The organism is Alkalibacterium sp. 20, assembly GCF_001885615.1.
Classification (GTDB): Bacteria; Bacillota; Bacilli; order Lactobacillales; family Carnobacteriaceae_A; genus Alkalibacterium.
On the sequence record NZ_LSRN01000001.1, the window covers coordinates 13,287 to 38,291 of the forward strand.

27 protein-coding genes are annotated in these 25,005 nt (G+C 39.8%); 23 read left to right on the forward strand and 4 right to left on the reverse strand.

Going from position 1 to position 25,005, the window contains the following annotated elements; translation table 11 throughout:
• Window positions 1–8 precede the first annotated feature (8 nt).
• Entirely contained in the window at window positions 9–356 is a 348-nt protein-coding gene (locus tag AX762_RS00055) for a putative DNA-binding protein (RefSeq protein WP_071847157.1), read from the forward strand.
• Between the two features lie 7 nt (window positions 357–363).
• Window positions 364–1,797: a signal recognition particle protein gene (gene ffh, locus AX762_RS00060; protein ID WP_071847158.1), complete on the forward strand. Its 1,434-nt coding sequence runs from the start codon at window positions 364–366 to the stop codon at window positions 1,795–1,797.
• Between the two features lie 180 nt (window positions 1,798–1,977).
• Here the strand turns inward: ffh and AX762_RS00065 are convergent, their stop codons facing one another.
• From AX762_RS00065 to AX762_RS00075, 3 genes are all read right to left on the reverse strand, one after another.
• Window positions 1,978–3,333 (reverse strand): FAD-dependent oxidoreductase, encoded by a 1,356-nt coding sequence (locus AX762_RS00065; RefSeq protein ID WP_071847159.1) that lies wholly within the window; start codon window positions 3,331–3,333, stop codon window positions 1,978–1,980.
• 701 nt (window positions 3,334–4,034) lie between these two features.
• Complete coding sequence (locus AX762_RS00070) at window positions 4,035–4,385, reverse strand: hypothetical protein (RefSeq protein ID WP_071847160.1); 351 nt, start codon at window positions 4,383–4,385, stop codon at window positions 4,035–4,037.
• Between the two features lie 111 nt (window positions 4,386–4,496).
• Complete coding sequence (locus AX762_RS00075) at window positions 4,497–4,721, reverse strand: SHOCT domain-containing protein (RefSeq protein WP_071847161.1); 225 nt, start codon at window positions 4,719–4,721, stop codon at window positions 4,497–4,499.
• Window positions 4,722–4,917: 196 nt separating this feature from the next.
• Here AX762_RS00075 and AX762_RS12675 point away from each other — a divergent pair, with 196 nt between their 5' ends.
• From AX762_RS12675 to AX762_RS00170, 21 genes are all read left to right on the forward strand, one after another.
• Window positions 4,918–5,091 carry a hypothetical protein gene (locus tag AX762_RS12675; RefSeq protein WP_177244002.1) on the forward strand — a complete coding sequence of 58 codons (174 nt, stop codon included), beginning with the start codon at window positions 4,918–4,920 and terminating at the stop codon, window positions 5,089–5,091.
• 328 nt (window positions 5,092–5,419) lie between these two features.
• Entirely contained in the window at window positions 5,420–5,692 is a 273-nt protein-coding gene (rpsP, locus tag AX762_RS00080; RefSeq protein ID WP_071847162.1) for a 30S ribosomal protein S16, read from the forward strand.
• Between the two features lie 111 nt (window positions 5,693–5,803).
• Window positions 5,804–6,049, forward strand: a complete 246-nt coding sequence (locus AX762_RS00085) for a KH domain-containing protein (protein WP_071847163.1) — start codon at window positions 5,804–5,806, stop codon at window positions 6,047–6,049.
• Window positions 6,050–6,130: 81 nt separating this feature from the next.
• Window positions 6,131–6,643, forward strand: a complete 513-nt coding sequence (gene rimM, locus AX762_RS00090) for a ribosome maturation factor RimM (RefSeq protein ID WP_071847164.1) — start codon at window positions 6,131–6,133, stop codon at window positions 6,641–6,643.
• Window positions 6,643–7,383 (forward strand): tRNA (guanosine(37)-N1)-methyltransferase TrmD, encoded by a 741-nt coding sequence (gene trmD, locus AX762_RS00095; protein WP_071847165.1) that lies wholly within the window; start codon window positions 6,643–6,645, stop codon window positions 7,381–7,383. The genes rimM and trmD overlap by 1 nt, the downstream gene beginning before the upstream one ends.
• Before the next feature lie 186 nt (window positions 7,384–7,569).
• A complete protein-coding gene (rplS, locus tag AX762_RS00100) occupies window positions 7,570–7,926 on the forward strand; it encodes a 50S ribosomal protein L19 (RefSeq protein ID WP_071847166.1) in 357 nt (118 codons plus the stop codon).
• Window positions 7,927–8,429: 503 nt separating this feature from the next.
• Window positions 8,430–8,915: a hypothetical protein gene (locus AX762_RS00105; protein WP_071847167.1), complete on the forward strand. Its 486-nt coding sequence runs from the start codon at window positions 8,430–8,432 to the stop codon at window positions 8,913–8,915.
• Between the two features lie 16 nt (window positions 8,916–8,931).
• Window positions 8,932–9,354 carry an OsmC family protein gene (locus AX762_RS00110; RefSeq protein WP_071847168.1) on the forward strand — a complete coding sequence of 141 codons (423 nt, stop codon included), beginning with the start codon at window positions 8,932–8,934 and terminating at the stop codon, window positions 9,352–9,354.
• A 148-nt stretch (window positions 9,355–9,502) separates the two neighbouring features.
• Complete coding sequence (locus tag AX762_RS00115; protein WP_071847169.1) at window positions 9,503–10,210, forward strand: SatD family protein; 708 nt, start codon at window positions 9,503–9,505, stop codon at window positions 10,208–10,210.
• Window position 10,211: 1 nt separating this feature from the next.
• Window positions 10,212–11,216 (forward strand): hypothetical protein, encoded by a 1,005-nt coding sequence (locus AX762_RS00120; protein WP_071847170.1) that lies wholly within the window; start codon window positions 10,212–10,214, stop codon window positions 11,214–11,216.
• A 78-nt stretch (window positions 11,217–11,294) separates the two neighbouring features.
• On the forward strand, window positions 11,295–12,479 hold the full coding sequence (locus tag AX762_RS00125) for a hypothetical protein (protein WP_071847171.1): 1,185 nt from the start codon (window positions 11,295–11,297) through the stop codon (window positions 12,477–12,479).
• A 590-nt stretch (window positions 12,480–13,069) separates the two neighbouring features.
• Entirely contained in the window at window positions 13,070–15,961 is a 2,892-nt protein-coding gene (locus AX762_RS00130; RefSeq protein WP_071847172.1) for an insulinase family protein, read from the forward strand.
• Window positions 15,962–16,235: 274 nt separating this feature from the next.
• The gene (locus AX762_RS00135; protein ID WP_071847173.1) at window positions 16,236–16,535 is read left to right on the forward strand and encodes an MTH1187 family thiamine-binding protein; all 300 of its coding nucleotides are present in this window, start codon (window positions 16,236–16,238) and stop codon (window positions 16,533–16,535) included.
• A gap of 307 nt (window positions 16,536–16,842) precedes the next feature.
• On the forward strand, window positions 16,843–17,283 hold the full coding sequence (locus AX762_RS00140) for a hypothetical protein (RefSeq protein ID WP_071847174.1): 441 nt from the start codon (window positions 16,843–16,845) through the stop codon (window positions 17,281–17,283).
• 60 nt (window positions 17,284–17,343) lie between these two features.
• Window positions 17,344–18,945, forward strand: coding sequence for a hypothetical protein (locus tag AX762_RS00145; RefSeq protein WP_083432713.1), 1,602 nt, complete (start codon window positions 17,344–17,346; stop codon window positions 18,943–18,945).
• A gap of 297 nt (window positions 18,946–19,242) precedes the next feature.
• Window positions 19,243–19,416 carry a hypothetical protein gene (locus AX762_RS12680; protein ID WP_177244003.1) on the forward strand — a complete coding sequence of 58 codons (174 nt, stop codon included), beginning with the start codon at window positions 19,243–19,245 and terminating at the stop codon, window positions 19,414–19,416.
• 671 nt (window positions 19,417–20,087) lie between these two features.
• Window positions 20,088–20,837 (forward strand): Ltp family lipoprotein, encoded by a 750-nt coding sequence (locus AX762_RS00150; protein ID WP_071847175.1) that lies wholly within the window; start codon window positions 20,088–20,090, stop codon window positions 20,835–20,837.
• Between the two features lie 139 nt (window positions 20,838–20,976).
• A complete protein-coding gene (locus tag AX762_RS00155; RefSeq protein ID WP_071847176.1) occupies window positions 20,977–21,840 on the forward strand; it encodes a patatin family protein in 864 nt (287 codons plus the stop codon).
• Window positions 21,841–21,855: 15 nt separating this feature from the next.
• Window positions 21,856–22,425, forward strand: coding sequence for a hypothetical protein (locus tag AX762_RS00160; protein WP_071847177.1), 570 nt, complete (start codon window positions 21,856–21,858; stop codon window positions 22,423–22,425).
• A 43-nt stretch (window positions 22,426–22,468) separates the two neighbouring features.
• The gene (locus tag AX762_RS00165; protein WP_071847178.1) at window positions 22,469–23,023 is read left to right on the forward strand and encodes a GNAT family N-acetyltransferase; all 555 of its coding nucleotides are present in this window, start codon (window positions 22,469–22,471) and stop codon (window positions 23,021–23,023) included.
• 147 nt (window positions 23,024–23,170) lie between these two features.
• Window positions 23,171–23,509 carry a DUF3784 domain-containing protein gene (locus AX762_RS00170; RefSeq protein WP_071847179.1) on the forward strand — a complete coding sequence of 113 codons (339 nt, stop codon included), beginning with the start codon at window positions 23,171–23,173 and terminating at the stop codon, window positions 23,507–23,509.
• A gap of 602 nt (window positions 23,510–24,111) precedes the next feature.
• On the opposite strand, the gene AX762_RS00175 is transcribed toward AX762_RS00170, so the two are convergent.
• Complete coding sequence (locus tag AX762_RS00175; protein ID WP_071847180.1) at window positions 24,112–24,879, reverse strand: NRDE family protein; 768 nt, start codon at window positions 24,877–24,879, stop codon at window positions 24,112–24,114.
• Window positions 24,880–25,005: the final 126 nt, after the last annotated feature.

The following is a 25,005-nucleotide window of genomic DNA, read 5'->3' on the forward strand; positions in this document are numbered from 1 at the left end:
ACTATCCAATGGAACTCGAAAAAACATTACGGTTGAATCGATTATTCTCATTTTATCGTCCGCTGCTCACTTCCAAACAACAGGAATACATGCAGCTTTATTACGGCGATGACTACTCATTGGGAGAAATCGCCGATGCCTTTTCTGTGAGCCGTCAAGCAGTGTACGATAACATCAAACGCTCAGAAGCGATTTTAACTAATTACGAAGAAAAACTGCATCTCGTTGAAGACTTCGAGAAAAAGCAAGAAGCTGTGGATCAATTACGCCAGTACGTGCAAGAACATTACAAGAAAGATGCTCAGTTGCTTGAATATATCCAGGCAATTAATCTAGAGACTCTGAGAGAGGAATGAAACAAAGATGGCCTTTGAAGGTTTAACCGGTCGTTTGCAAGATGCCTTTTCCGGACTACGTAAAAAAGGGAAGGTAACTGAAGCAGATGTCAAAGACGTGATGCGCGAGGTAAGACTTGCTTTACTCGAAGCTGACGTTAACTATAAAGTTGTGAGAGATTTCGTAAAAACTGTTCGTGAAAAATCAATGGGAGAAGAAGTTCTCGGTAGTTTGAACGGCGGACAGCAAGTGGTCAAGATTGTTAATGATGAATTAACGGCATTAATGGGTAGCGAACAGGAGAAAATCATTTTCGCCGAACCCGGCCAGGGTCCAACCGTTTACATGATGACCGGTTTACAAGGGGCAGGTAAAACAACCACTGCCGGTAAACTAGCCAACTATCTGCGTAAACACGAAAACAAGAAACCAATGATGGTTGCGGCGGATATTTACCGTCCAGCTGCGATCGACCAGCTCCAGACGATCGGTCGTGACCTTGACATTCCCGTCTTCAGCATGGGCGATCAAGTCAGCCCAGTGGAGATTGCTACAAAAGGGATCGAAGAAGCGAAAGCGCAAAACCGTGACGTCGTGATCATTGATACGGCCGGTCGTTTACACATCGACGAAAAATTGATGCATGAACTAGAAGACGTGAAGTCGGCCGTGAACCCGCATGAAATCTTCTTAGTCGTTGATGCCATGACAGGGCAGGACGCTGTTAATGTGGCTGATTCCTTTAACGAACAATTAAATATTACCAGTGTCATCCTGACCAAATTAGATGGAGACACACGTGGTGGTGCGGCACTTTCTATTCGTGCCGTTACCAACAAACCAATCAAGTTCACAGGTACCGGCGAGAAGCTGGATGCCTTTGAACCGTTCTATCCAGATCGTATGGCTAACCGTATCTTAGGCATGGGAGACATCCTGACTTTGATCGAACGTGCCCAGCAGGAAGTCGATGAAGACCGTGCGGAAGAAATGGCCAAGAAAATGCGTGAGAATCGTTATGATTTCAACGACTTTATCGAACAAATGGACCAGATGCAGAACATGGGACCACTTGAGGACATTATTAAAATGATCCCCGGGATGAACCAGATGCCTGGCGCGGACAAGTTGGAAGTAGATCCGAAAGATATGGCACACATGAAAGCTATCGTGATGTCCATGACGACAGAAGAACGGGAAAATCCGGAACTCTTGTCACAGAAACGTCGTCGCCGTATTGCCAAAGGGTCGGCGCGTGACATTGCGGAAGTTCACAAATTAATCAAACAGTTCAAACAATCCAAAGACATGATGGGGAAAATGTCTAAAGGCAACATGGGTGGACTGGATAAGATGTTCGGTGGCGGCGTCAAAGGCAAACTCGGGAAAATGGCCATGAATGGCGCATCAAAAAGTAATAATACGCATAAGAAAAAGAAAAAAATAAGACGTAAGAAATAAAAAAATGGATACAGTGAAAAAGCAGACGAGGTAAGTTCTCGTCTGCTTTTTCCATTGTTCAGACCTGTTTATTGCCATCAACTAATTTGAGACAGTCACAACAAAATAAAACTTCACCTCCATGTGTGCGTACACATGGAGGTGAAGTCCTGTTTATGATAAAAAATGTTTTTTAAACGATTAGAATAACATATTATCGCTGCCGTAGGTTTCTCCTAATGCTTGCTGTGCAAGGACATTAAGGAAGTTCCACGGGCGGTTGAATTCAGGTTGGAAAAAGAAGTCTGCAAGTGACAACTGCTCCAATGTCCATCCAGCTGTTATGGCAACAGAAAGAGTATTGATGGCAGGAGTGATATCATGTGTTGACATCAATTGTGCACCCACGATACGGTGACTGTCTTTTTCAAAATGAACTTTCATCAGGACCGTTTCATCATCTCCCATGAATTTTGGTCGCAATCTTTCTTCCACATATTTACTGTCAACTTCAGCCGTCACTGATTCACTGTCAATGTCTTTGACACCAGTTGAAGCGAATTTATGTTTCAAGAGAGACAGACCGGAAGTACCAGCAACTGCAGGCATTTCCATTTTTTTATTACTCATATTTTTTGCCGCAATAGCTGCCTGACGACGGGCGTTTGATGCTAAGGCTATAAGTTTCTTGCCGTTTGTTGGGGCGAATGGAATCTTAACGGCATCTCCTGCTGCAAAGATATCTTTTTGGGACGTTTCCATATACTCATTTACAACGACTGTGCCGTCTGTATCCAATTCCACAATGCCTTCCAGCCATTTGGTATTTGGACGGACACCAGCAGAAAGAATGACCGTATCTGCTTCATATTCGCCTTTGTTTGTGATGACTTTTGTCACTTCACCGTTTTCACCGACGATTTCTTTGACCATTTCATCTGTACGGACATTGATGCCATTCTGGCGCATCTCTTCTTCTAGGACATCCGTAAATTCTTTATCCAGATAGGTTTTCAACACACGATCCAGTAGATCAATGACAGTCACTTCAATGCCAGCTTTTGAGAAAGCTTCCACGACTTCAATTCCAATATAACCGCCACCGACGACAACGACTTTTTTGGACTGTGCCATACGAGCTTTGATTTTTTCAGCCCAATTACGTCCACGGACGTAGAAAGCATTTTCCAGGTCAGTGCCTGAAATCGGCAATTCAAGCGGCTTCGCTCCAGGGGAAAGAAATAACTTATCGTAGCTTCCTTCTGATTCGCCATCCTCGGATTTAACCGTGATGGTCTTTTCAGTTGGATTGATTCCCACTACATCACTGTTCATATGAACGATTACCCCTTGTTCTTTAAAAGATTGTGCTGTTGCATAGTGAAGCTGATCAGCATTTTTGCTGACACCTTCTAAGTAACTTTGGATTCCGCAGGATAAAAACGAAGCGGTAGATCCACGTTCATATAAATGCACCTCAGCATCTGGGTTTTCCTTCAACAGCGTCTCGGTTGCTTCATAACCAGCATGGGACGTTCCAACAACGATAAATTTCATTTACAAATTCCTCCTATTTTAGTTAAGATATGTATAATTAACCACATCCTTGGACATTTTATCAAAGTTTCACTACTATTTGTAGTAATATGCTCACGACTTTTATTTAAGTACTTAATTCCTTGAGCACATCAAAGGATAATGGTTATCGCGTTTTCAAAATCATCCTTATCCTTATTAATAAAGCAGACGAGAACGTTCTCGTCTGCTTTTCTTTATGGGGGAGGGTTTAAACATGGTTTCAGTCTGGTTCGGTACTTTGGGGATTGTTTTACTTCGCTAATGACCGAATAAAGAGGCATTCGGTCATTAGCGAAAGATACCTTGTCTCAAAGTGTCGAAGTCGAACCAGGATCGGTCATTAGACTGGTCAAATCTCTCCCTAATGACCGAATGGGGGCTCGTTCGGTCATTAGGAGATCACAAAACTTCTCAAAGTGTCGAAGTTGGACCAAGTTCGGTAAGTTAGCTAACAGGTGAGGCGTCAACTTACCGAATATTCCCCGATTCGGTAAGTAGGAGACACACTTGCACAGCTACTTACCGAACTTGCCAGCAGACAGGCAACAGGACTCTGAATGAGTAAGGTATTCTCTAGTAATGATAGGCGTGAGTCTTATTTAAAGAAATTCTGTACAAAAGACTTCATCAGAAATGACATAACCGTACAAAATACTCGAGCTACTGAATAGTTGTTAGTTTCAGTCTTCGTACGGATTGATCCAGTATTGTTCTTCTTCAACCAGTTTTTTCAGCAGCTCGAGTTCTTCCTCAGATGCTTTTTCGGTGGTGGTTATTAAATTATCCACTCGTTCAGGAGAGAGGCCCAGCATTTTCTCGAGTTCTTCTTGAGTAAGTATGCGTTGGTTGATGTAGTTTTCAATTCTGGCCGTATAAATGATCGATTCGATTTCTCGGTCTGACAAGTCTTCGTCTACAGAGAATTCCAGTTTCAATAGCTCTCTAAGAGAAGATATTTCTAAAAGTACACCAATACCTCTGGCAAAACCTTTTATCTGGCTCATAATGAAGTCATGATCTTCTATCGTCATTTCACTCACTCCTTTACTTTCACTATATCATAACGGACTGTTTCGTTACGTAAAAAAGACTGAAAAGGGAAGGGAATACTTCCATACTTTTCAGTCTTTTTCTAAAAAACATTAGCTTAAGTTTTTCTTTTTCCTCAAATATTCTTCTTCTGATATATTTCCTCTAGCATATTCTTCATCTAAAATATCTAAAGCTGATTTTTTCTGTGAAGGGTAGCTATTGTTTTCAGAGGTTTTGTTAAACAGTAAATACATAACAATTATTATGAGTATAATTCCGAATATTCCACCAAACATCATAAAGCTAAATCCTCCTCCATACATCCAATGATACATTGTAAGTCCCCCTTGTCGTTCTATCCTATTAGTATGATAAACTGAAGATATGTAGATTTTATGGAGAGAGACTGTATTTGAAGATTTCCAAAAAATAGGTCTGTACTAAAATGAATGGCATAAGAATAACAAAAAATAGCCGGTAGTTGAGATATACTTTAAAGCGTCTAAAAATCCAGTAAGGGAGGTAACAGTCATGGCGACAAAAGAATTTCATTACCGTAAAGGTGATCGTGAGATGAATGTGAGTATCGAATACCGCATGCCCACCAGACAGGAATTTTTAAGCATTTCAGGAATAATCAGTCTGCTTTCCGGAGTGTTTTTTTTAGTGAAAGCATTAATACTGGATGATAAGTCACTTGACTAAGATAGATACCGAAGAAAAAAAGCATGAGCTGATCGTGCTTTTTTCTATTTTATGTAAAATCTAGAAAGAGCATATTTAAAAATGAATGGATCCGAGACACCCTTACGTTTAAAAGTTAAGAAAGTAAAGTTCTTTATATTATTAAAGTGGTTTGTTTTTAAGTTGATACATAGAGAAAAAAACCTCTGTAAAGAAAAAACACTTGACGAGCTATTCATTACATGATAAGCTTACTATCGTGAGTTTGAAAGAGAACTAAACTCAAGAAAAAGGTTCTTTAAATTAAAAGAATGTCTTAATTATCTTATTAACAGGAGGTGCAAGTATAATGGCAGTAAAAATCCGCATGAAACGTATGGGTTCTAAAAGAAATCCTTTTTACCGTTTGGTTGTAGCTGATTCTCGTGCTCCACGTGATGGTCGTATTATTGAACAAGTTGGAACTTACAACCCTGTATCAAAACCAGCAGAAGTTAAAGTTGACGAAGAACTCGTTATGAAATGGTTAAGAGATGGCGCAAAACCATCAGATACAGTTAAAAACTTATTATCACAAAAAGGAATCATCAAACGATTCCACGATGAGAAATATAGCAAATAATTGTTCGAATTAAATGAGTCACTTGAGAAGAAAAGAATGGATAGTTAAGTATTGACTGTTCCAGTCTTTTCTTCATTCTATATAGAGAGCATTTAAAAAAAGGATGGTATTATGACTGATACAGATATGAGAGATTTAATCAGAACCATTGTCGAACCATTAGTAAGTCATCCTGAAGACATTAAATTGGATTTAAAAGACACAGATGACTTTCACGAATATTTGTTGTCTGTTCATTCGGATGATGTCGGTCGTGTTATTGGCAAACGTGGACGCATTGCGAAAGCGATAAGATCCATCGTTTACAGTATCCAGTTCGACGGTACTAAGCGTGTCCGATTAACGATTGTTGATTAATCAACTGAACAGAAAACCGGGGATGGCTCTTTGAGTTCATCCTTTTTTTGTATCAATATTGAAAAAAGGAAGGATGCAGTTATGGAATATTATGACATAGGTAAAGTGGTCAATACACATGGTATTAAAGGTGAAGTGCGCGTGATTTCAAGCACCACAAATCCCCAAGAGCGTTACTTTAAAGGGGCGACTCTGACCTGGTTTGGTGAAGATGGCGGGAGTGAAGAATTAACCGTCCTCACACACCGTAAACATAAAAACTTTGATCTGGTCGTTTTTGAAGGCTATGACAATGTCAATTATGTTGAAAAATTTGTCGGCGGGACCTTGCGAGTAAGTGAAGACTTGTTGCTTGAGTTGCCTGATAACGAATTCTATATTCATGAAGTCATTGGCAGCAAAGTCATTATTGAAGAATCAGGTGAGGAAATAGGCACAATAAAAGAAATTTTATCTCCTGGAGCCAATGATGTATGGGTCGTATCAAGACCAAACAAGAAAGATTTACTGCTTCCATACATCGAGTCAGTTATTTTGGACGTGGATATTGAAAACCAATTGGTGAAAGTACACATCATGGAAGGGTTAGACTAATGATAATAGATGTTGTCACACTCTTTCCTGAAATGTTTGACGGACCGCTTGGTTATTCCATTGTTAAGCGTGCGATCGAAAAAGATATCGTCGAAGTCAACCGCGTGAATTTCAGACAGTTCGGTAAAGGTAAACACCAGCGGGTTGATGATACGCCTTACGGTGGCGGAGCCGGCATGTTACTTAAACCGGAACCATTATTTGATGCCGTAGATTCGATCAACGAACGTGAGCCCGAGACGAAAAAACGTGTCATTCTGATGGATCCAGCCGGTAAACCCTTCAACCAGGCAATGGCAAAAGAATTCTCAGAAGAAGAGCATCTGGTGTTCCTGTGTGGGCATTACGAAGGCTATGACGAACGGATTCGTTCCATGGTGACTGATGAGGTCTCCTTGGGCGATTATGTCCTGACAGGCGGGGAATTGGCCGCTATGGTGATGATCGATGCTACCGTACGCTTATTACCAGAAGTCTTGGGTAACGCTGATTCAGCCCAAACCGATTCACACTCCAGCGGCTTGCTGGAACACCCGCACTATACGCGTCCGGTGGAATACAAGGGAATGAAGGTTCCTGACGTATTGATGAATGGCAATCACGGCTTGATTGCCGAATGGCGCCATAAGGAATCTCTTAAACGCACGTTTGAAAGACGACCGGATATGCTGGCATCTTATGATTTATCTGATCAGGATAAAAAGCTTATCGCAGAGTGGAAAGCAGAAGAGCTGGAGTAAATATGAGTCCGTTTCAACCGAAACAGGTGACAGAAATAAAGGGGTTTTTAAAGAAAACAAGTAAAATACCTTTACACCCATATTGTTGTATGGTAAAGTTAATAATTGAGTGGACAACCACTTTATTTTCGCAATATTCCGCTGGGACTTGCTCTTTATGAGTGTTGCGCGAGAGGAGATGTAAAAATGAACAAATTAATCGATGAAATCACAAAAGAACAATTGCGTACTGACTTACCGGACTTCCGTCCAGGAGACAACGTTACAGTGCATGCACGTATCGTTGAGGGTGAACGTGAACGTATTCAGCTTTTTGAAGGCGTGGTAATCAGCCGTCGTGGAGAAGGAATCAGCGAAATGTACACTGTTCGTAAAATTTCTTACGGCGTTGGTGTTGAACGTACTTTCCCAGTACATTCACCTCGTGTTGCAAAAATTGAAGTTACTCGTCAAGGACGTGTACGTCGTGCTAAATTGTACTACTTACGTAACTTACGTGGTAAAGCTGCTCGTATTCCAGAGCGTATCCGTAAAATCAAATAGTCATAATATTGAAAAACCGTATTCTTTTATTAGAATATGGTTTTTTTTATGCAAAAATTTCAGAAGTGATACTATAGACGACTGAGAGTGATCTCTCAGTCATCCTTCTTGAAAATCTCTTAGTTCTGTGCGGGCTCACTGAAAATCATATTTTGAGTTGCCCTTATATCGAGGATATAGTGGCTAGTCGAATCGTTATCAGCACTTGAGTTGCTATTATAAGACGATATAGCGGGAACTCAAATGGCTACCAGCGTTTGAGTTATTATTATAGTATGTTAGTAACAACAATAGGTGGCGAAGAGAGCTCTTCGCTTACCAAATTTCAAAAAAATCATGCTTACAGTTTAAACAAACAATACTTATCACCACATCCAATTCTCTATGACAAATAAAATGAAAGAGAATCCTTTCAGAAGTCTATATTTAGTAAGCGTTTTATGATATAATTATTTTTGTGTGAAACACAGACACGATACTATACTTATTGGGGGATTTATATTATGAGCGTAATCACAGATAAATTTAGTCACTTAGCACAAGACAGAAAGATTCAATTTAAAACTAAAGAGCTGGACACACCTATCCATAAAAAAGATGGTGAAACCGTTACACAAAAACAAATCGTTTTCCAAACAGCTTTACGTGTGAACAAAGAGAAAGCTGTCGCATGTGGTGTCATTCTTCATGATTCAGAACAACCACGTGTGAACTACCAAATTACTTACAATAAAATTGGTCAGGTAACTGATCGTAATAAAATGCCACAAATCACTTCCGAATTAAATGAAATCAACGCTATGCGTTCAGGCTACTACCGTTTCGTTATTTCAGGAGACGGCGAAATCGTCATGCGTCACTTAGGTATCACCGGCGAAGACGTAAGCCCAATGATGGACGTCTTTGTTTACGGCGGACGTATTTTAAAAGCATTACTTCCTGAACTTGAAAGAATCGATGGTATTGACGTCTCTCAAGCTAAAACCTAAGAAACGAGGGTGACTCGTGGAAAAGTATTTATTTGAAGCAACCGTTCATAACAACGATGGTGTGGAAGGTACAGCATACGTGGAAGGCGATAATCGCCTTTCCGTCACTGTATCGAGCCCGACGAGCGATAAGCCGGGGACCAATCCGGAAGAATTATTTGGACTATCTCTCACGACCTGTTTGAATGCCACTATACAGGCATTACTTAAAGCGCGCGGTATGGACAATAAAAGCAAAGTAACTGCTAAAGTTCAACTGCAGCGTGAAGACAATGGTGTGGGTTACTACTTTCAGATATACATCTTTGCGGCAATTGAAGGGTTGGATCTAAACCGTGCCAACGATATCGTGCAGTCAGCCGATAAACGTTGTCCGGTGGCTAAACTCACTCAGAATGCATCCACCATCGAGCTTGAAACCGTTCCTTATGAAAAATAAGCTAAAGACACTGTAGAATCAATCTACAGTGTCTTTTTTCAACTATATATAGCTTAATTCAGTTATTCGTCTTTAAATGGTTGAAACTTGATAATCAACTCTTTTTGGTTTATATTTAGAATGCACAGATTGAGAGGAGTGGAATGAAATGGTAACCGAATCAAAAGTAGCTTTGATTGCAGATATTATTGCTTCTAAAAAAATGAAAGAACGCGCACAGACGCAACAGATCCTGTCAGATATATTGGAAGTCATGAATAAGCGGTTTTCAGAGCAGCTTGAATCACACCTGACCATTACCTTGGGCGATGAATTCCAGGGAATCGTTAAAGATCTGAAAACAGCCTTTTTACTTATCGATTTGATCACACTGGAACTCCAGCTCAAGACTCACCAGCACCTTGGCGAAGAGATATCTTTGCGGTGGGGCATTGGTGTAGGGGAGTTGACCACTCCAATCAAGAATAAAGAAGTGAGCATCGGTACGGACGGACCCGCTTACTGGTTTGCTAGAGAAGCCATTGAATCGGTGCATGAAGACGACGATTACGGCCTGCTCAACGAAAAGATAAAACTGAATCAGTCAGATGATCTTTTTTATAACAGTATCATCCGTCTTCAGAACACGATTCGCAATCAGTGGACTTCCACGCAAAAAGAAACGGTGTATCATGTGTTGAAGGCCAGCGCTTATGAAGACGTGAATAACCAGCGGGTCACAGATGCCTTACAGGAAGGTCTTGGCAAGGTATTCAGTCCACAGACCATCAGTAAACGCATCATCTCTACTCAAATCAAGCAGTACATCCAGTCCCGCCAACTTTTGGCCGACAAAATAGAAGAGGGGAGAGTCTGATATGATTATTGAAAGTCTTGTTGCCCATCTCATCGGGTATTTCTATTTCCAGCCGACGCAAAGTAATGAAGCGAGTGACCGGAAGGCAATTGTTCAACCCTTTCACTATCTATGGGGCGTAGTGTTTACCACATTCGTCATAATCGGACTGAACGACTTCACTAGTGACTTTTTGATGAATTGGCTGGTGATGGTATTCGGTTTAATGGTCGGGTACATCTTTTATGAAAACAAGCTCAAACGGGGCATCACTTTCTTTTTAAACAGCAATCTAAATGCAGAACATTCGCTTCACCTGTTTTATAACAAGAATCGGTCTATTGTTGAGTTTGTCGTGCATCAGATGATCTATTTACTGTGGATCCTGATACTGAATGCCTTAGTTGATATGGCTTTTCATCCACTTATTTTAATCGGCATGGTTTTTGTGTTTTTTATACTGCTACTCGGCAGTCTGTTCGCCTTAAACAGCAGTCAGCACCTCTCACGTTATCAAGGGAGTGAGTTCTTGAAACAGGCAAGCACCTATCTTGTATTGAGTGGGATCACCTTGGTCATCCTGCAGCTGGCTCTGGAAGCATTGGCTGTCGTTCAGGGTTCTGACTTACCGCTAAGTGCATTCGTTGTGCAGACATCGTATGCCGTCCTGATTCGGTTATCACTCGTCTTGCTGCTGCTGATGAAGCCGACCAATTTAATTATTCGGGCGATCAGTTCCAAATATGATCCAAAAATAGCCACAACGATAGCCGCGCATTCCGAACAGGATTCTGGCTTTAAAGGGGCTGGTGCCATGATCGGCAATCTGGAACGCCTGCTCATTTTGCTGTCGTTTTTCTTTGGCAGTCTGTTATCCGTCGTCGCTATATTATCCATCAAGGCTTTTGCGCGTTACAAACTCATCACCGAAGACCCTTACTTTTCAGAGTACTTCGTGATCGGAACGATGCTCAGTGTCCTGATCACGTTTGCGTGTTATGCCTTGCTCGTTTTGATGCTCATTTAAATTGATGAGAGGGACGAGTTTTTATAAATCACAGACCTTAATTATTAACTGAAACTTTAAATACGAGGAGCTGAAAAGATGGCAAAAGATATGGAAAAATTTCAAAGAATGGTGCAGAAATTCCTTAATGAACACGGCGATGAATTCGATTCACCCGTGGAAGCCGTCGGTTTTTTCACCAGAATGTATAACGAAGAAATCAAGGGTGGAAAAAACTTTGTTCAGTCAGAAACGAAAGAAACACGTTCAATGGATAAACTAGAAGAGGCGCAATCGGTCAACTCTCTGAAACGCATGAAGCAATTGATCGAGGAAGCCATCGGAATCTGGCCGGAAAACTGGGACGCTCACAGCATGCTGATCGATTATTCGCCGGCAGCAGACATGAGTGAGATTATCGAACAGTATAAATTTCTGGAAAAACGGGCGCATAAAGACTGGCATAAGAATACCGAAAGAGGCGGCTACCTTCACCTAGAAGAACGTCCTTACTTGAGAATCAAGGCCAAACTCGGTTTTCTTTATATGGAAGCCGGTATGCTTGATCACGCACTTGATCATCTCCTGGAGTTATACAAGATAGATGAATCGGATGCTTTAGGCACACGTTATAAAATCATGTCACTTTATTTGCATAAATTTGACTGGAAACAGGCCTGGCGTTTTTATTCAAAAGTCGAAGGAGCCGACGAAGACGATCAGTTGCTGATCTTGATTATTATCATGGCTGTATTAACAGACCACACGGATTTAGCCAAGAACTTACTGGAGAAATTGATTGCCGTTAATGCTGATGTAGAAAAACTTTTTTTAGAAAACATGTGGCCGATCGAAGATTTTTATGATGATGAACTAAATCTAACAGAATCCTATCAACCTTATTCCTACCAAAGTTTGCTTATCACTTTGCAGGATATCCTCTATGTTATTATTGAAAACGAGTATCTCTTTAAATGGTTGAAACGTGAAACACTTAAACTTCTGCCTAATGAACGAAAAGCAACATTTAGTCATCAGCCTTTTTCTGGTTATATTGATCCTTTTGAAAGTAATGGAGAGGACATCTTTTTTGCAATGCGGAAAGACGCTTCAAATCCTTTACGTAGTTTAAGCTACGAACGAGCAGGAATCTTTTATAACAACGATTTAACCACCTATGAAGACTTCGCTGAGTTAAGTGAAAAAGAGGTTCTTAAACTTAAAGGAATCGGACCCGTAACGATCAAGGAACTGAAAGCAAGCGGTGTGACGTTCAAAAAATAAGTATTCAATTAATAGAATTTAGTTGTTTTAGCTTAAAAAGTGCAGATCCACTTAAAGAAAGCTTCTAAGTTGGTCATTTTGCTTCATAGATGACCTCCAACTTTAAAATTATCAACCGCTAAGTGGTCATTCCCGCAATAATATAGTATGAAAATTGACTCTCAGTCAGCCTGATCGGCGATCAAACGATTGATATGCCAAGAATCGTCAAAATCGGTTTGATGCTAGCAGGATCGAAATAAACGATATGATTAATGACTACCCGAGAAACAGTATAAAAATTTTTTCTCGGGTAGTTTTTTATTGCTGACGATTCGTTCGGTAAGTAGCGCAGTATACATTATTTCTAATTTCCGAACCACAAATAAATAACGGACATACTCGCGAATTCGCGAGTATGCACAGCATTGAAACAAGTGACTGCATTTGCTTATCCCCACTTATACTGATTACCGCTAAAAAAAAAATTCATTCAATTATTTAAATTGGAAGAGATCGAACCCTTTCAATCTCTTCCTCTAGTCAAAAAGGGTTTCAATCATGTACAATGGTTTCATATGGAAAAATAATGAGAATTAAAGGAGATACGTATGGTCTTTAAAAAAATCGAAACGCAGAATCTTCCGGATATCCATTCAGAAGGTCATTTATACGAACACGAAGAAACAGGTGCACAGGTTTTATACTTAGCCAACGATGACACCAATAAATCATTTACAATAGGTTTTAAAACACCGCCTTATAACGACAATGGTATCGCACATATTTTAGAGCATTCTGTCTTGAACGGTTCTAAGAAATACCCGTCAAAAGAACCGTTCGTGGAATTGATCAAAGGGTCACTCAATACCTTTGTCAACGCGATGACGTTTTCGGATAAAACCATTTACCCGGTCGCATCCACTAATGAAAAAGATTTCGGTCACTTGATGGGCGTCTATCTGGACGCTGTCTTTCAACCGAAACTGTATCAAGATCCGCAAATATTGGCACAGGAAGGCTGGCACTATCACCTTGAAAATGAGGCCGACGATTTGATCTATAAAGGCGTCGTCTACAATGAGATGAAAGGCGCTGCGGCTTCACCTGAGCGTCAGTTATATGATCACGTCGCGGCTCAGCTTTATCCAAACACTGTATACAGCCACAACTCCGGTGGGGATCCTAAAGCCATTCCAACATTAACGCAGGAAGAATTTATCACTTTCCACCAAATGTATTACCACCCCAGTAATTCGCTGACAATCGTTTACGGGGATTTAAACATCACCAAACTCTTTGATTCACTTGAAGAGTACTTTACAGGCATGGGTAAACAGGAAGAGACCGTAGACTTATCCATCGAACCGTCACAACCTAAAGAGTCCGTATATACGGATACGTATTCGATTACAGTCGGTGACGATCCAACGGGTAAAGATTACCTGGCGCTTGGCTGGCACGGTGCGCTCCCCGATGAGACGTTAGACATCTTTGGCTTGGAAGTGCTGGACGAAATACTTTTCGGAAACAATCAGTCGCCACTTAAAAAAGCATTACTTGACGCTGACATTGGTGGAGACATCGATAGTGACGTATCCGATATCGGTTATCCAACGGCCTTCTTAATCATGGCCAAGTATTCAAGTGCCGATAAAATGCCGCAATTCAAACAGGTGGTAGAAGATACCCTGACTGAATTAGTGGAAAAAGGCATCAAAAAAGACCTGATTCAGGCAGCCTTGAACAAAATCACTTTCCAGACCCGTGAAGCGGCGATCTCAGAAGACAATCCGCGTGGGGTCATTTATGCCATTCAAACACTGAATACCTGGTTGTACGGAAAAGATCCGTTTGTTAATTTACAGTTTAACCATTACTTGGAAGAACTGGCTAAAAAAGTGGACGAAGGATACTTCGAAGACCTTATCAAACGCAAATTTTTAAATAACGACGTATTTACGCAAGTGATCCTAAAAGCGGAACCGGGAAAAAGCGATAAATTAGAAACAGAAACGCTTAAAAAACTCCAAGAATATAAAGGCAACATTTCAGATGAGGAACGAACAGAGATCATCAAAGAAACGCAGGCATTGATCGAACGTCAGGGAACTCCCGATAGCCCAGAAGACCTGGCTAAGATCCCAACTTTAAAACGTGAAGATTTGACCACGGAGGAACAGGACTATCCGATCGAAGAGAGCGTATTTAACGAAGACACTTCTTTCTATCACACGGAACAGTTCACTTCAGGCATCGATTACATCAACTTGTACTTCGACATTAAAGATTTCAAAGCAGACGAGTATTCGCTCCTAGGGTATTTCAGTCACTTGCTCGGCAAACTGGCCACAGAGAAGTATGACGAAGCGGACTTACAGACGGAAATGGACACACACACAGGCGGTATTTATGGCAGTGTGGCTGTTTACGAAGACAAAGAAGGAAACGTCAAACCTTACTTCAAACTAAGTGGTAAAGCCTTGGCTGCCTCACTAGAGGACTTGGTTGGCTTGATGAAGGAAATCATGCTGCATACACAGTTTGACAAAAAAGCGGAACTGCTGAAAATCACGCAGCGTCTTCTTTCTAATTTCGAGCAGAAAATCAATTTCAGTTCACACGCTATCGTCGCTAACCGCGCCTTGAGCCAAGTGAAGCCGGCAGTGAAAATCAGTGAATCGATCAATGGTATCGATCAGTTCAATTATTTGAAAGTGGTGCGTGACGAGTTGAAATCTGACTCAATCGAACTGAATGACAAATTGACTCAATTGTTGACCAAACTCTTGAATAAGCGTCGCTTACATGTTCTTTATACAGGTGGGGCTGATCGTAAAGACAAGGTCAAAGACGTCTTGATTTCGGCCTTTGCTTCCTTACAAAGCGAACCTCTAGGTGAAGCAGTCACTTACAAAGCTGGGACTAAACAAAATGAAGCATACGTCACAGCGCAGGATGTAAACTATGTTGGACTTGGTAGTGACGCCACAGGGACACTGGACTATACTGGAATGTCCTTGGTCTTATCGACGGCTTTCCGCTTCGATTACCTGTGGAATGAAATCCGCGTGAAAGGTGGCGCATACGGTTCGCTATACCAGCACAACCGTACCGGCAGTCTAGCATTAGGTTCCTACCGTGATCCAAATATCGGTAAAACGCTGGCCGTGTACAAAAACATGCCGACGTACGTTAAAGAGCTGACGCTTTCTGAATCTGAACTCTTGAAATACATCATCGGGTCACTCAGCCCGCTTGAGCAGCCAAAATCGGCAGAGAGCAAAGGACTCACAGCATTCAACCGACTCAAACGCAACATTACCAAAGAAGACATCATTCAGTTGAAAGAAGAAATTCTGGCAACCGATTCAGACAAACTGTCTGCCTTACACGACGGTTTCACCAAAGTCATTGACGCAGGCTCAGTGGTCGTCATCGGTAACAAAGCACAAATTGAGAATGAAAAAGACTTGTTCGACAAAATTTACGATCTTTATTAATCAGTTCAGTTAAGTAATTCAGGAACAAACCATTTGGCATAGTGCCTAATGGTTTGTTCTTTTTCATATTATTGGATAGTGAATAAACACCGGGTCGATTTCCTTCTAAGCCTTAAAAAAACATCTTGTTAATAGTTATAAATTGTAATGGTGAAAAGAGAAAAGGTATACTAAAAATGAAGTTACCGTGAAAAAGAATAGAGTATTGAATCTTTAACACAGTTGTCATGATAAACAAGTATAAACTACACTATAAAAGAAAGGAGGATTTTTAATGAATACACTAATTGCTGTCTCAATCGTACCTTTAGGAAGAGATGATAATGTCTCTTCACAAGTTGCTGAAGTGATAAAAGTCATCAGAGATTCAGGATTACCAAACAAAACAAATTCAATGTTTACAGAAATCGAAGGACCGTGGGACGAGGTCATGAAAGTGGTAAAAGAGTCAGTTAAAGTTTTAACTGATAAAGGCATTCGTACCGAAATCGTGCTGAAAGCCGATATCCGTCCTGGACACGATAATATGATAAATACTAAGGTCGAAAAGATTGAAAAATTACTTGATGATTAAAGCAGATAGAAAATCATTTACGCATCATATTATCTTACTTTGAAATTTCAAAGAAAAACAAACTGAATAGGATGATTTAAAAAGGTTCTGGTTTTGATATTTTGAAGCTGGAACCTCTTTTATGTTCGTTTACTTTAACTAGTTTAAGATTGACTAGATTCTCAACCTTCCAGAATGACACATTGTTGATATAAATGTAACCATGCATTGAAGTTTACTTCACTAACCCATATAATGAATTGAGTAGAGAAAAGATTATCCAGAATAAATCACCTTTAAACGTATAATATGAGGAGGGGAGGAACGTTTGACACTCTTTTATTTCGCACTGATTGCGAGTGGTATTGTGTTATTCTTCAAAGATACAACAGGATTAAATCGCTTATATAAAGCCATCGATACATATACGCAGCAATTTAAAGTCGCTACGTTTATTTATATCGGCCTAATAGGCATGCTGCTCGTGCCGTTAGATTTCATTGATCTGTCAATAATCGGTTTGTATGCCATGGTTTATCTCTTTATCGGAGTGATCATGTATGGGCTATACCAAAGAAAACCCTTCAAAGCACTGAAATACGTCAGTTTGTTGCATGTATTAGGGATACTTGGACGCCTAGTGGTTGAATGGCAGTCACTGACACCGTTAATGCTGGTCAACCTTCTTATCTATGCAGCTATCATTCCTCTTTATATTTACATCATACAATTGGTCCTCACGCTCAATTGTTTTTCATCAAACGACTAAGTTATCACTAAATAAATCATTAGAATTAAGAAGCTAAATGATACAGAAAAGGAAGATACCATGAAAACAATAAAGAAACGACTATTCTTATATCTCACATTATTTATAATCTCGTTAGTTGTATTTTACATATACACACCGGCGCTCAATATTCACTCTCAGGAGTTTAGATTCCTGATTTTAATGCTGACGATTGCAGTCATCAGTGTCGAAATAACGATAGACGGCCAATATTTCTATAATAAAAAAGTGAAATACGGTGCTTTGATCATTCCCATACTGCTGGTCATAGTTATCGCACTGGGTAACTTAGTTAATGGCGTATTGTTCCGTGCCACTGATTATGCTGACTTGATCGAAGTCGAAGAAAAAAGCTTTCAGGAAGACTTCCCAGCCATGGACGAATCATCGATCCCAATGATGGATAGAGACACGGCTCAACGTTTAGGTGACCGTCGTATCGGTTCAATCAGTGAACTCGTCTCTCAATTCGTTCCGGCAGAGACCTATACGCAGATCAATATCGATAACGAACCTTACCGTGTCACACCGCTTCAATACGCCAGTTTCATGCGCTGGTTAAACAACCGCAGCGAAGGTATTCCAAACTACTTGAAAGTAGACATGGTTACAGGTGCAGTAGAAGTGGAAGACCTTGAAGAGAACATTAAATACTCTGATTCAGAATTACTAAATCGTAATGTCAAACGTCATTTACGCTTCAAGTATCCGACCAGGATTTTTGAAGATCCAGATTTTGAAGTCGATGACGAAGGACACCCATATTATATAGCAACGACTTATGAAAATGTTTTCTGGTTCAAACAGCTTGAACCCACTGGTCTGATTGTCTTGGACGCAGTCACAGGTGAATCAGAAGAATATAATTTAGATAGTATGCCGACATGGGTCGACCGCGTGTATTCATCCGATCTGATCCTACAACAATTAAATTATAAAGGACAATACAATGGCGGATTCTTTAACGCCATGTTTGGAAAACGCGGTGTCACTAAAACTACAGACGGTTACAACTATATTCCGATGAATGATGATATTTATCTTTATACTGGTGTCACATCTATAAATAGAGATTCCTCAAATATTGGGTTCTATCTCGTGAACATGCGTACGAAAGCAGCCGAGTTTTATCCAGTGACATCCGCAGACGAATTCTCAGCAATGCAATCAGCAGAGGGTTCATTGCAACAGATGCGTTTTGAATCAACGTTCCCACTCTTAATCAGTTTGAATGAACGTCCGTATTACATTTCATCCCTAAAAGATGATTCCGGACTCGTTCGTTCCTATGCACTGGTCGACGCACAAGATTACCAGAAAGTCATCACTAGCGAAACTGTCGATGGTTTGATCGCGCAATTAAACGGTCAAAGCACATCAGATGCTGATATGACTGAGGCTGAGGATGAAGCTGAAATCGAAGAAGTGGACGAAGAAATCTTGAAACAAATCAGTGGTGAGGTTGAAAACATCTCCCAAGCCGTTGTTTCCGGCAATACCATTTACTACTTCATGATCGACGGCAGCATCTACAAAGCAGATATCACATTAAATGACGCTTTACCGTTTGTCGAAGAAGGCCAAGTCATCGAAGGCGAAGCCACTGAAGAAAACGAATTTAAAGTTATTATTTTAGACTAGCACTAACAGCCCTATACATGATCACTTAGTTTCATAAGTGCATTATGTCTAGGGCTTTTTTTATTTTTTAAAATCAGACAACAGAGAACAGGCGTTATCTTGTGAAATCGATTACAAAGCTTTGGTTTTATTACATATTGATGTTAATATATCTACGAATAGAAAAAAGAAAAGAGGAGAGAATGTTATGGGTCATTTCTACACTTCTTGATGCGGAGGATTGCACTTGGTATTAATTATTAACAAAAAGGTTCCCCGTTAAGTGCTTTTTTGATCCTATAAAAAAAGAGATGCAAAATGGATACTTTATTCGCATGGCTATTTATTATAAACTATTTTGGTGACGACGACACCAAATACGAGGCCCTTTATACAATGAAAATTACCGATGTGGTTCGCGGCGACGAAGCCTTTACGGTCTTACAAGCAGAGAACGAGTTTATTGAGCCCGCACCGGAAGGCATGGAATAGGCCATCATCACGATTGAAGGTACACTCTTAAAAGGGGATGAAGATGTTCCCTATACTGTTTTTCCATTGTTTTCCGTGATTGATTCAAGCGGAGTCATAGTCCAACAGGATGAATCTGCGTCACTGGACGGTAACAAATAAGGGTTTGTAGACTTGTTCCCCGGTGAACAAAACAATGGACGCATTGCAAAATACATGCCTATTGATGACCCCAGCTTGCTTGTACTGGTCGACCTATCTGGCGGCGATGGGATTTACTTTTCGTTAACTGAATAAATACCCATTTTTATAGTTAACAAGGGCGCTCTGGTTTCACAGCAACTTGTTGTGGTTCAAAGACAAGTATACCTATTATGAAAAAAATGGAGAAAATCAGCGGGCACATCAAATCACGGGCAGAATACTTCAATCTGAAAGAAGACTTGTCGCACCGACACAGCACGCGGTACCAAGAAATGCATAAGTTAAACAAAGATGACAAGCACTTTCAAAGTCCTATACATGATCACTTAGTTTCTTAAGTGCCTCATGTGTAGGCTTTTTTTATTTAAAAAAATCAGACTAAAGATAATAGGCGTTATTTCGTGAAATCGATTACAAAGTTGTGGTTTTATGCATTTAAAAATGTTAATATATATACAAATAAAAAATAAGGCCTAGGAGGAATTATTTTGTCAAAGAAAAAATATTATGATGCGGATGGTAATGAGGTGAAAGTAAAAAGTGTGAAACCTTTTTACAAAAAATGGTGGTTTATTGCCCTTGTAGTAATCTTTGTTTTTAATGCCCTAAACTCGATGGGTGATGACGACGAAGCAGAAGTAGATACAGCTGATGCTGAACTGGTCCAAGAGGTCGAGGCAATCGATGAAGTTGAAGAAGAACGTGAAGAAGTTGTGGAAGAGGAACCTGAAGAAGATGAAAGTGAAGAAACAGAAGATGTAGCAGAAGAAACTGAAGAAGATGTTCCTACTGAATTTCAATCAGCTTTAAATAAAGCTGATTCCTATTCAAGTTTACTTAATATGTCAAAACAAGGGTTATATAATCAATTAACTTCAGAATACGGAGATCAGTTCTCAGAAGAAGCAGCTCAATATGCAATCGATAATATAGATGCTGATTTTAATGAAAATGCTCTAGCAAAGGCCGAGACATACAGTGACACCATGCACATGTCTAAAAAAGGGATATTTGATCAATTAATATCTGAATATGGCGAGCAGTTCACAGAAGAAGAAGCGAATTACGCTATAGAAAATCTAGTAACAGACTATAAAGAAAATGCCTTGAAAAAAGCAGAAACTTACCAAGAAAGTATGGATATGTCGCCTGAAGGAATAAAGGACCAATTAATGTCAGATTATGGCGAAAAATTTACGAAAGAAGAAGCTGATTACGCTATAAGCAATCTAGAATAATTAATTTAGAACCTATGTTGATTTTTCGACATAGGTTCTTTATTTGCAATGGGTAAAAATGGTATAGTTAAGTAGTGAAGTTATTTAACACAACGATATTTAAAAAAAATAAGTAATTACAATCGAGAAAGGAGAGCATATGTCTGTAGGAATGGTATTAGAAGGCGGCGGAATGAGGGGTCTTTATACTGCAGGAGTACTGGATACATTAATAGATGAAGAGATTCAAATAGATGGAATGGTAACTGTATCGGCTGGCGCTTTATTTGGCATCAATTTTGCCTCCAAGCAAAAAGGACGTGCTCTCAGGTATAATAAAATGTACATAAGAGACAAACGTTATATCAGTTTGAGAAGTTTCCTGAAAACAGGCGACATCGTCAATAAAGACTTTGCTTTTTACACGATCCCGTTTTCTCTGGATATCTTTGATGAAAAAACATTTAAACAGTCAGGTATTGATTTTTATGTGACGGTCACCAATATGGAAACAGGAAAGCCGGAATATGTTTTGATTACGGAACCATTAAAACAGATGGAAGCACTCAGAGCCTCAGGTTCAATGCCTTTTGTTTCCCAACCCGTCATTCATAAAGGGTCAAACTATTTAGATGGTGGTGCGAGTGACAGTATCCCTATTAAAAAAGCCAGAACCTTAGGATATGACAAAAATATCGTTATTTTAACGCAACCTCTTGATTATAGAAAGACTAAACCAAATAATTTTATGATCGACCGCTGGTATAAAAACTACCCGGCCTTTAAAAATACACTAAAGAATAGGTATAAAAATTATAATAACACCATCGAGAAAATTATTGAGGACGAACAGTCAGGAAACACGTTCGTCATTAGACCTTCTGAAACAATCCCAATCAAGCGACTAGAGCGTGACCCTGCTAAATTGCAGGTAATGTACGATTTAGGTGTGAAAGATGCTGAGAAACAAATTTTGGAGTTAAAGAGCTATCTAAATCTGTCACTACTATCAAATAAGAATTGAAAGGAATATGAATAAATGTCAGACTTGAATAATTTTTTAAATGAAAAGTCATGGGCAAGAGAATATCTTTTTTTCGATCCAGATCTTAATGAAATCGGTGTCGTTTATGAATCAAATTTAAACAAATTTAAAACCTTCGTCTATTCGATGGAGGAAGTAAGGGAAAACAGTGATTGTTGGCTGAAGCGTTACGATCTGCCAGACCACAAAGCGATTATTGAATTGCTTGCCGTATTCAAAATAACGACAACCAGCGGACCAACGACCACGGAACAACAAGATTTGTTTTTTGGTGTATTGAGCAGCTTTATTAAAGCTGAAAAAGAAAAAGGGAAATCATTGGACGACATATTCGAAGATAAAGATGCACTCGCATTAGCACGTCTCTATCAAGTCAAAGATGAAAAATGGACCAAAAAATATCTGACGTGGATATTGTACGAATTAGGTGCTATCAGCAAAACGAAAGGCCCAGATTATTTTGGAGAAAATGAAAGTGCCTTTACTACTTATGATTTCTTAAAGAACGCGTCGGATGGAAAATGGCGCCCGCAGATGTATTTTTCCGAAGAGGATAACGTTTAATATGAAATAATTACCAGTCAGTCATTATAGATGGAGGATTTCCATGCCTAACTTTCCAATCTTAGAAACAGATAGATTGACATTGAGAGAAGTTACACCCGAAGATGCTACTGCTATGTATGCATACTTATCAGATAAAGACGTTGTCACACATATGGGACTAGAGCCATATAACTCACCAAGTGACGTTCTAAATGAAGAAATCAATTGGTACAATTCGATTATTGAAAAAGGAACAGGTATCAGGTGGGTAATCACTAAAAGAGAAAGTTCTGTTGTCATAGGTAGCTGTGGTTTTCTAAATATGAGTCGTGAACATCATCGTGCAGAAATAGGGTTTGAATTACACAAAGACTATTGGAAGCAAGGAATTGCAAGTGAAGCAGTTGAAGCTGTTATTCAGCACGGCTACACGAATTTAAATCTAGAGAGAATTGAGGGTATAGTTGACCCTACAAATCTCTTATGCCAAAAATTAATGGAAAAGCAAGGTTTTAGAAAAGAAGGCTTATTGCGGCATTATGAATACAACTTCGGGAAATTCATTGATGTTTATATGTATTCACTGCTTAGAGAAGATTTCAAAACAGAAATATAAGTACGATATTTCGAAAAAAAGCCTGCATAGTTATCAATCTAATATAATAGATGCGTCGAGTAGCTATAATAAAATCATTATTAAGGATCATATTTGATCTTTAACAATTAAAATCAGGTTTTTATAATAAGAAAGAAGGTCATAAACATGTTGACATACCTAATCATGGGCGTAGTTTTATTGACCATCGGTTATACTGTTCACGTACTTAAATGGAACATGTTAATTGCAGGATACAATACGCGGTCTAAAGAGAAAAAAGAAAAAGTCGATACAGAAGGTCTTGGGAAATTCCTCGGGTTTTATGGTTACATCAGTGGTGGCTTGTTCCTCTTGCTGGCTGTTCTCGAGTTACTGGGGCTAACTATCCCTCCTAATCCGGTTGCTGCTATATTCCTCATATGGACTGTCATCGTTCTATATGTCTCTCAAAAATATGATAGTAATACCAAAAGAGGTAAAAATTTCAATGAACGCAAAAAATAAAAACTGCGAGTGTCTTGTATTATTCACGAAAAGACTACCAGTGTAGTATAAGTGTAGGAAATAATTCAATATGAACAACTTGATAGAAGAGATAAAACAAGCAGCGATGAATCATGGCTTTTTTTTACTGGAAAGCTCGATGAATATTGAATCCATGGTTCTAGATTTTTAGGTTATTTTCGCAAAGGATACCGGGAGCAAGCGTGGGTCTTTGATTCCTGAAACCTATCTGAACAGTCTGAGAAAAGCATTAGTTGCTCTGCATTCACTGCCACTGAATAAGCGATAGAGGCTGGTATTACCTGTACAAACAACCGAGGACGCCCGTCAAACCATGAAAACTCGTATGCAAAAGATCAAAATGTCGCATGACCTTCATCCACTGCTGTAGGAACGCTGTCATAGCTGGGTTACCAATCAGCTATGGGCTACGTCTGGCCGCAAATGAAAGGGCATGTTATCGAACGCTTATCGACGAAGGCGATAACCATCGCTGAATTAGCGTTATCCTCCAGGTTAAAGGAGTCCCTTACGATGGCCCAGGATATGCTACAATACAAGATCTGACCGCTCCAAAAGAACGATCAGACCGTTAAGATTTTTTACTTCAGGAGGAACTTTTTCTCAGTCGTTTCGATAAGTGCGTTTCGATCATAGCGATATTCTTTCATCTTGACTGTTTTATCTTTGTGAACGGATAAAGCGGTCGTGTTGACTGTACCGAATTTGTCGCCTTCAACAAAGATAGACGAGTGTTTAAGTGCTAAATCCATGGATAAATACTCAGGAATACGTTTTAATCTGTCGGCTTGTTTTTTATCATTGTATAGCGTTAAAAGGTCATCCAGGATTGGCTCTGGGTGACTTTTTAAATACTCTCCAACCAAATCCAAAGACCTGATTACCTTATGAGAGCTTAAATCATCATTCGTATTGCTTAAAGAATGTAATCCCGGTTGAAGAACACGGTGTTGATCAGTAGCATTTGAGTAGACATGCAGATCATCAACTGTTCCGAATACCAACTGGTAACTGTCATAATTGAACCGGTTTACTCTCATATAGTGAAGAAAGGCTTCTGGAGAATCATGACCTGCTAAAAAATCTTTAACCAATTTACCGCGTGATAATGAATCCTCTCCAGCTGAAAACTCTTCAAATGGACGATTGGTCAATGAAGCGACTCGTCCGGATTTTGTTATTCCCGCCCATGTACCCCCGTGAAGCGTATCGCGACCAGCTATTATATCTGGGAAGTCTCCCCAGATATGAATAGGCTGACTCTCGCGAATGTAGGATTCATCGCGGTTCTGTACGATGATGAGAGGGTAAGAGGGGTGCTGTTTAAAACTGATGGTAATTAAACACATTGATAGTCACCTCCCGATTTATTATAATTAACTTAGAAATTCTTTAAACTTTTCAAGTAGCGTTCTCTACGTTTTGAGTCTTATCTTAGAATAGGACCCCCGCTCCATATCGGGATAATCAAGGTG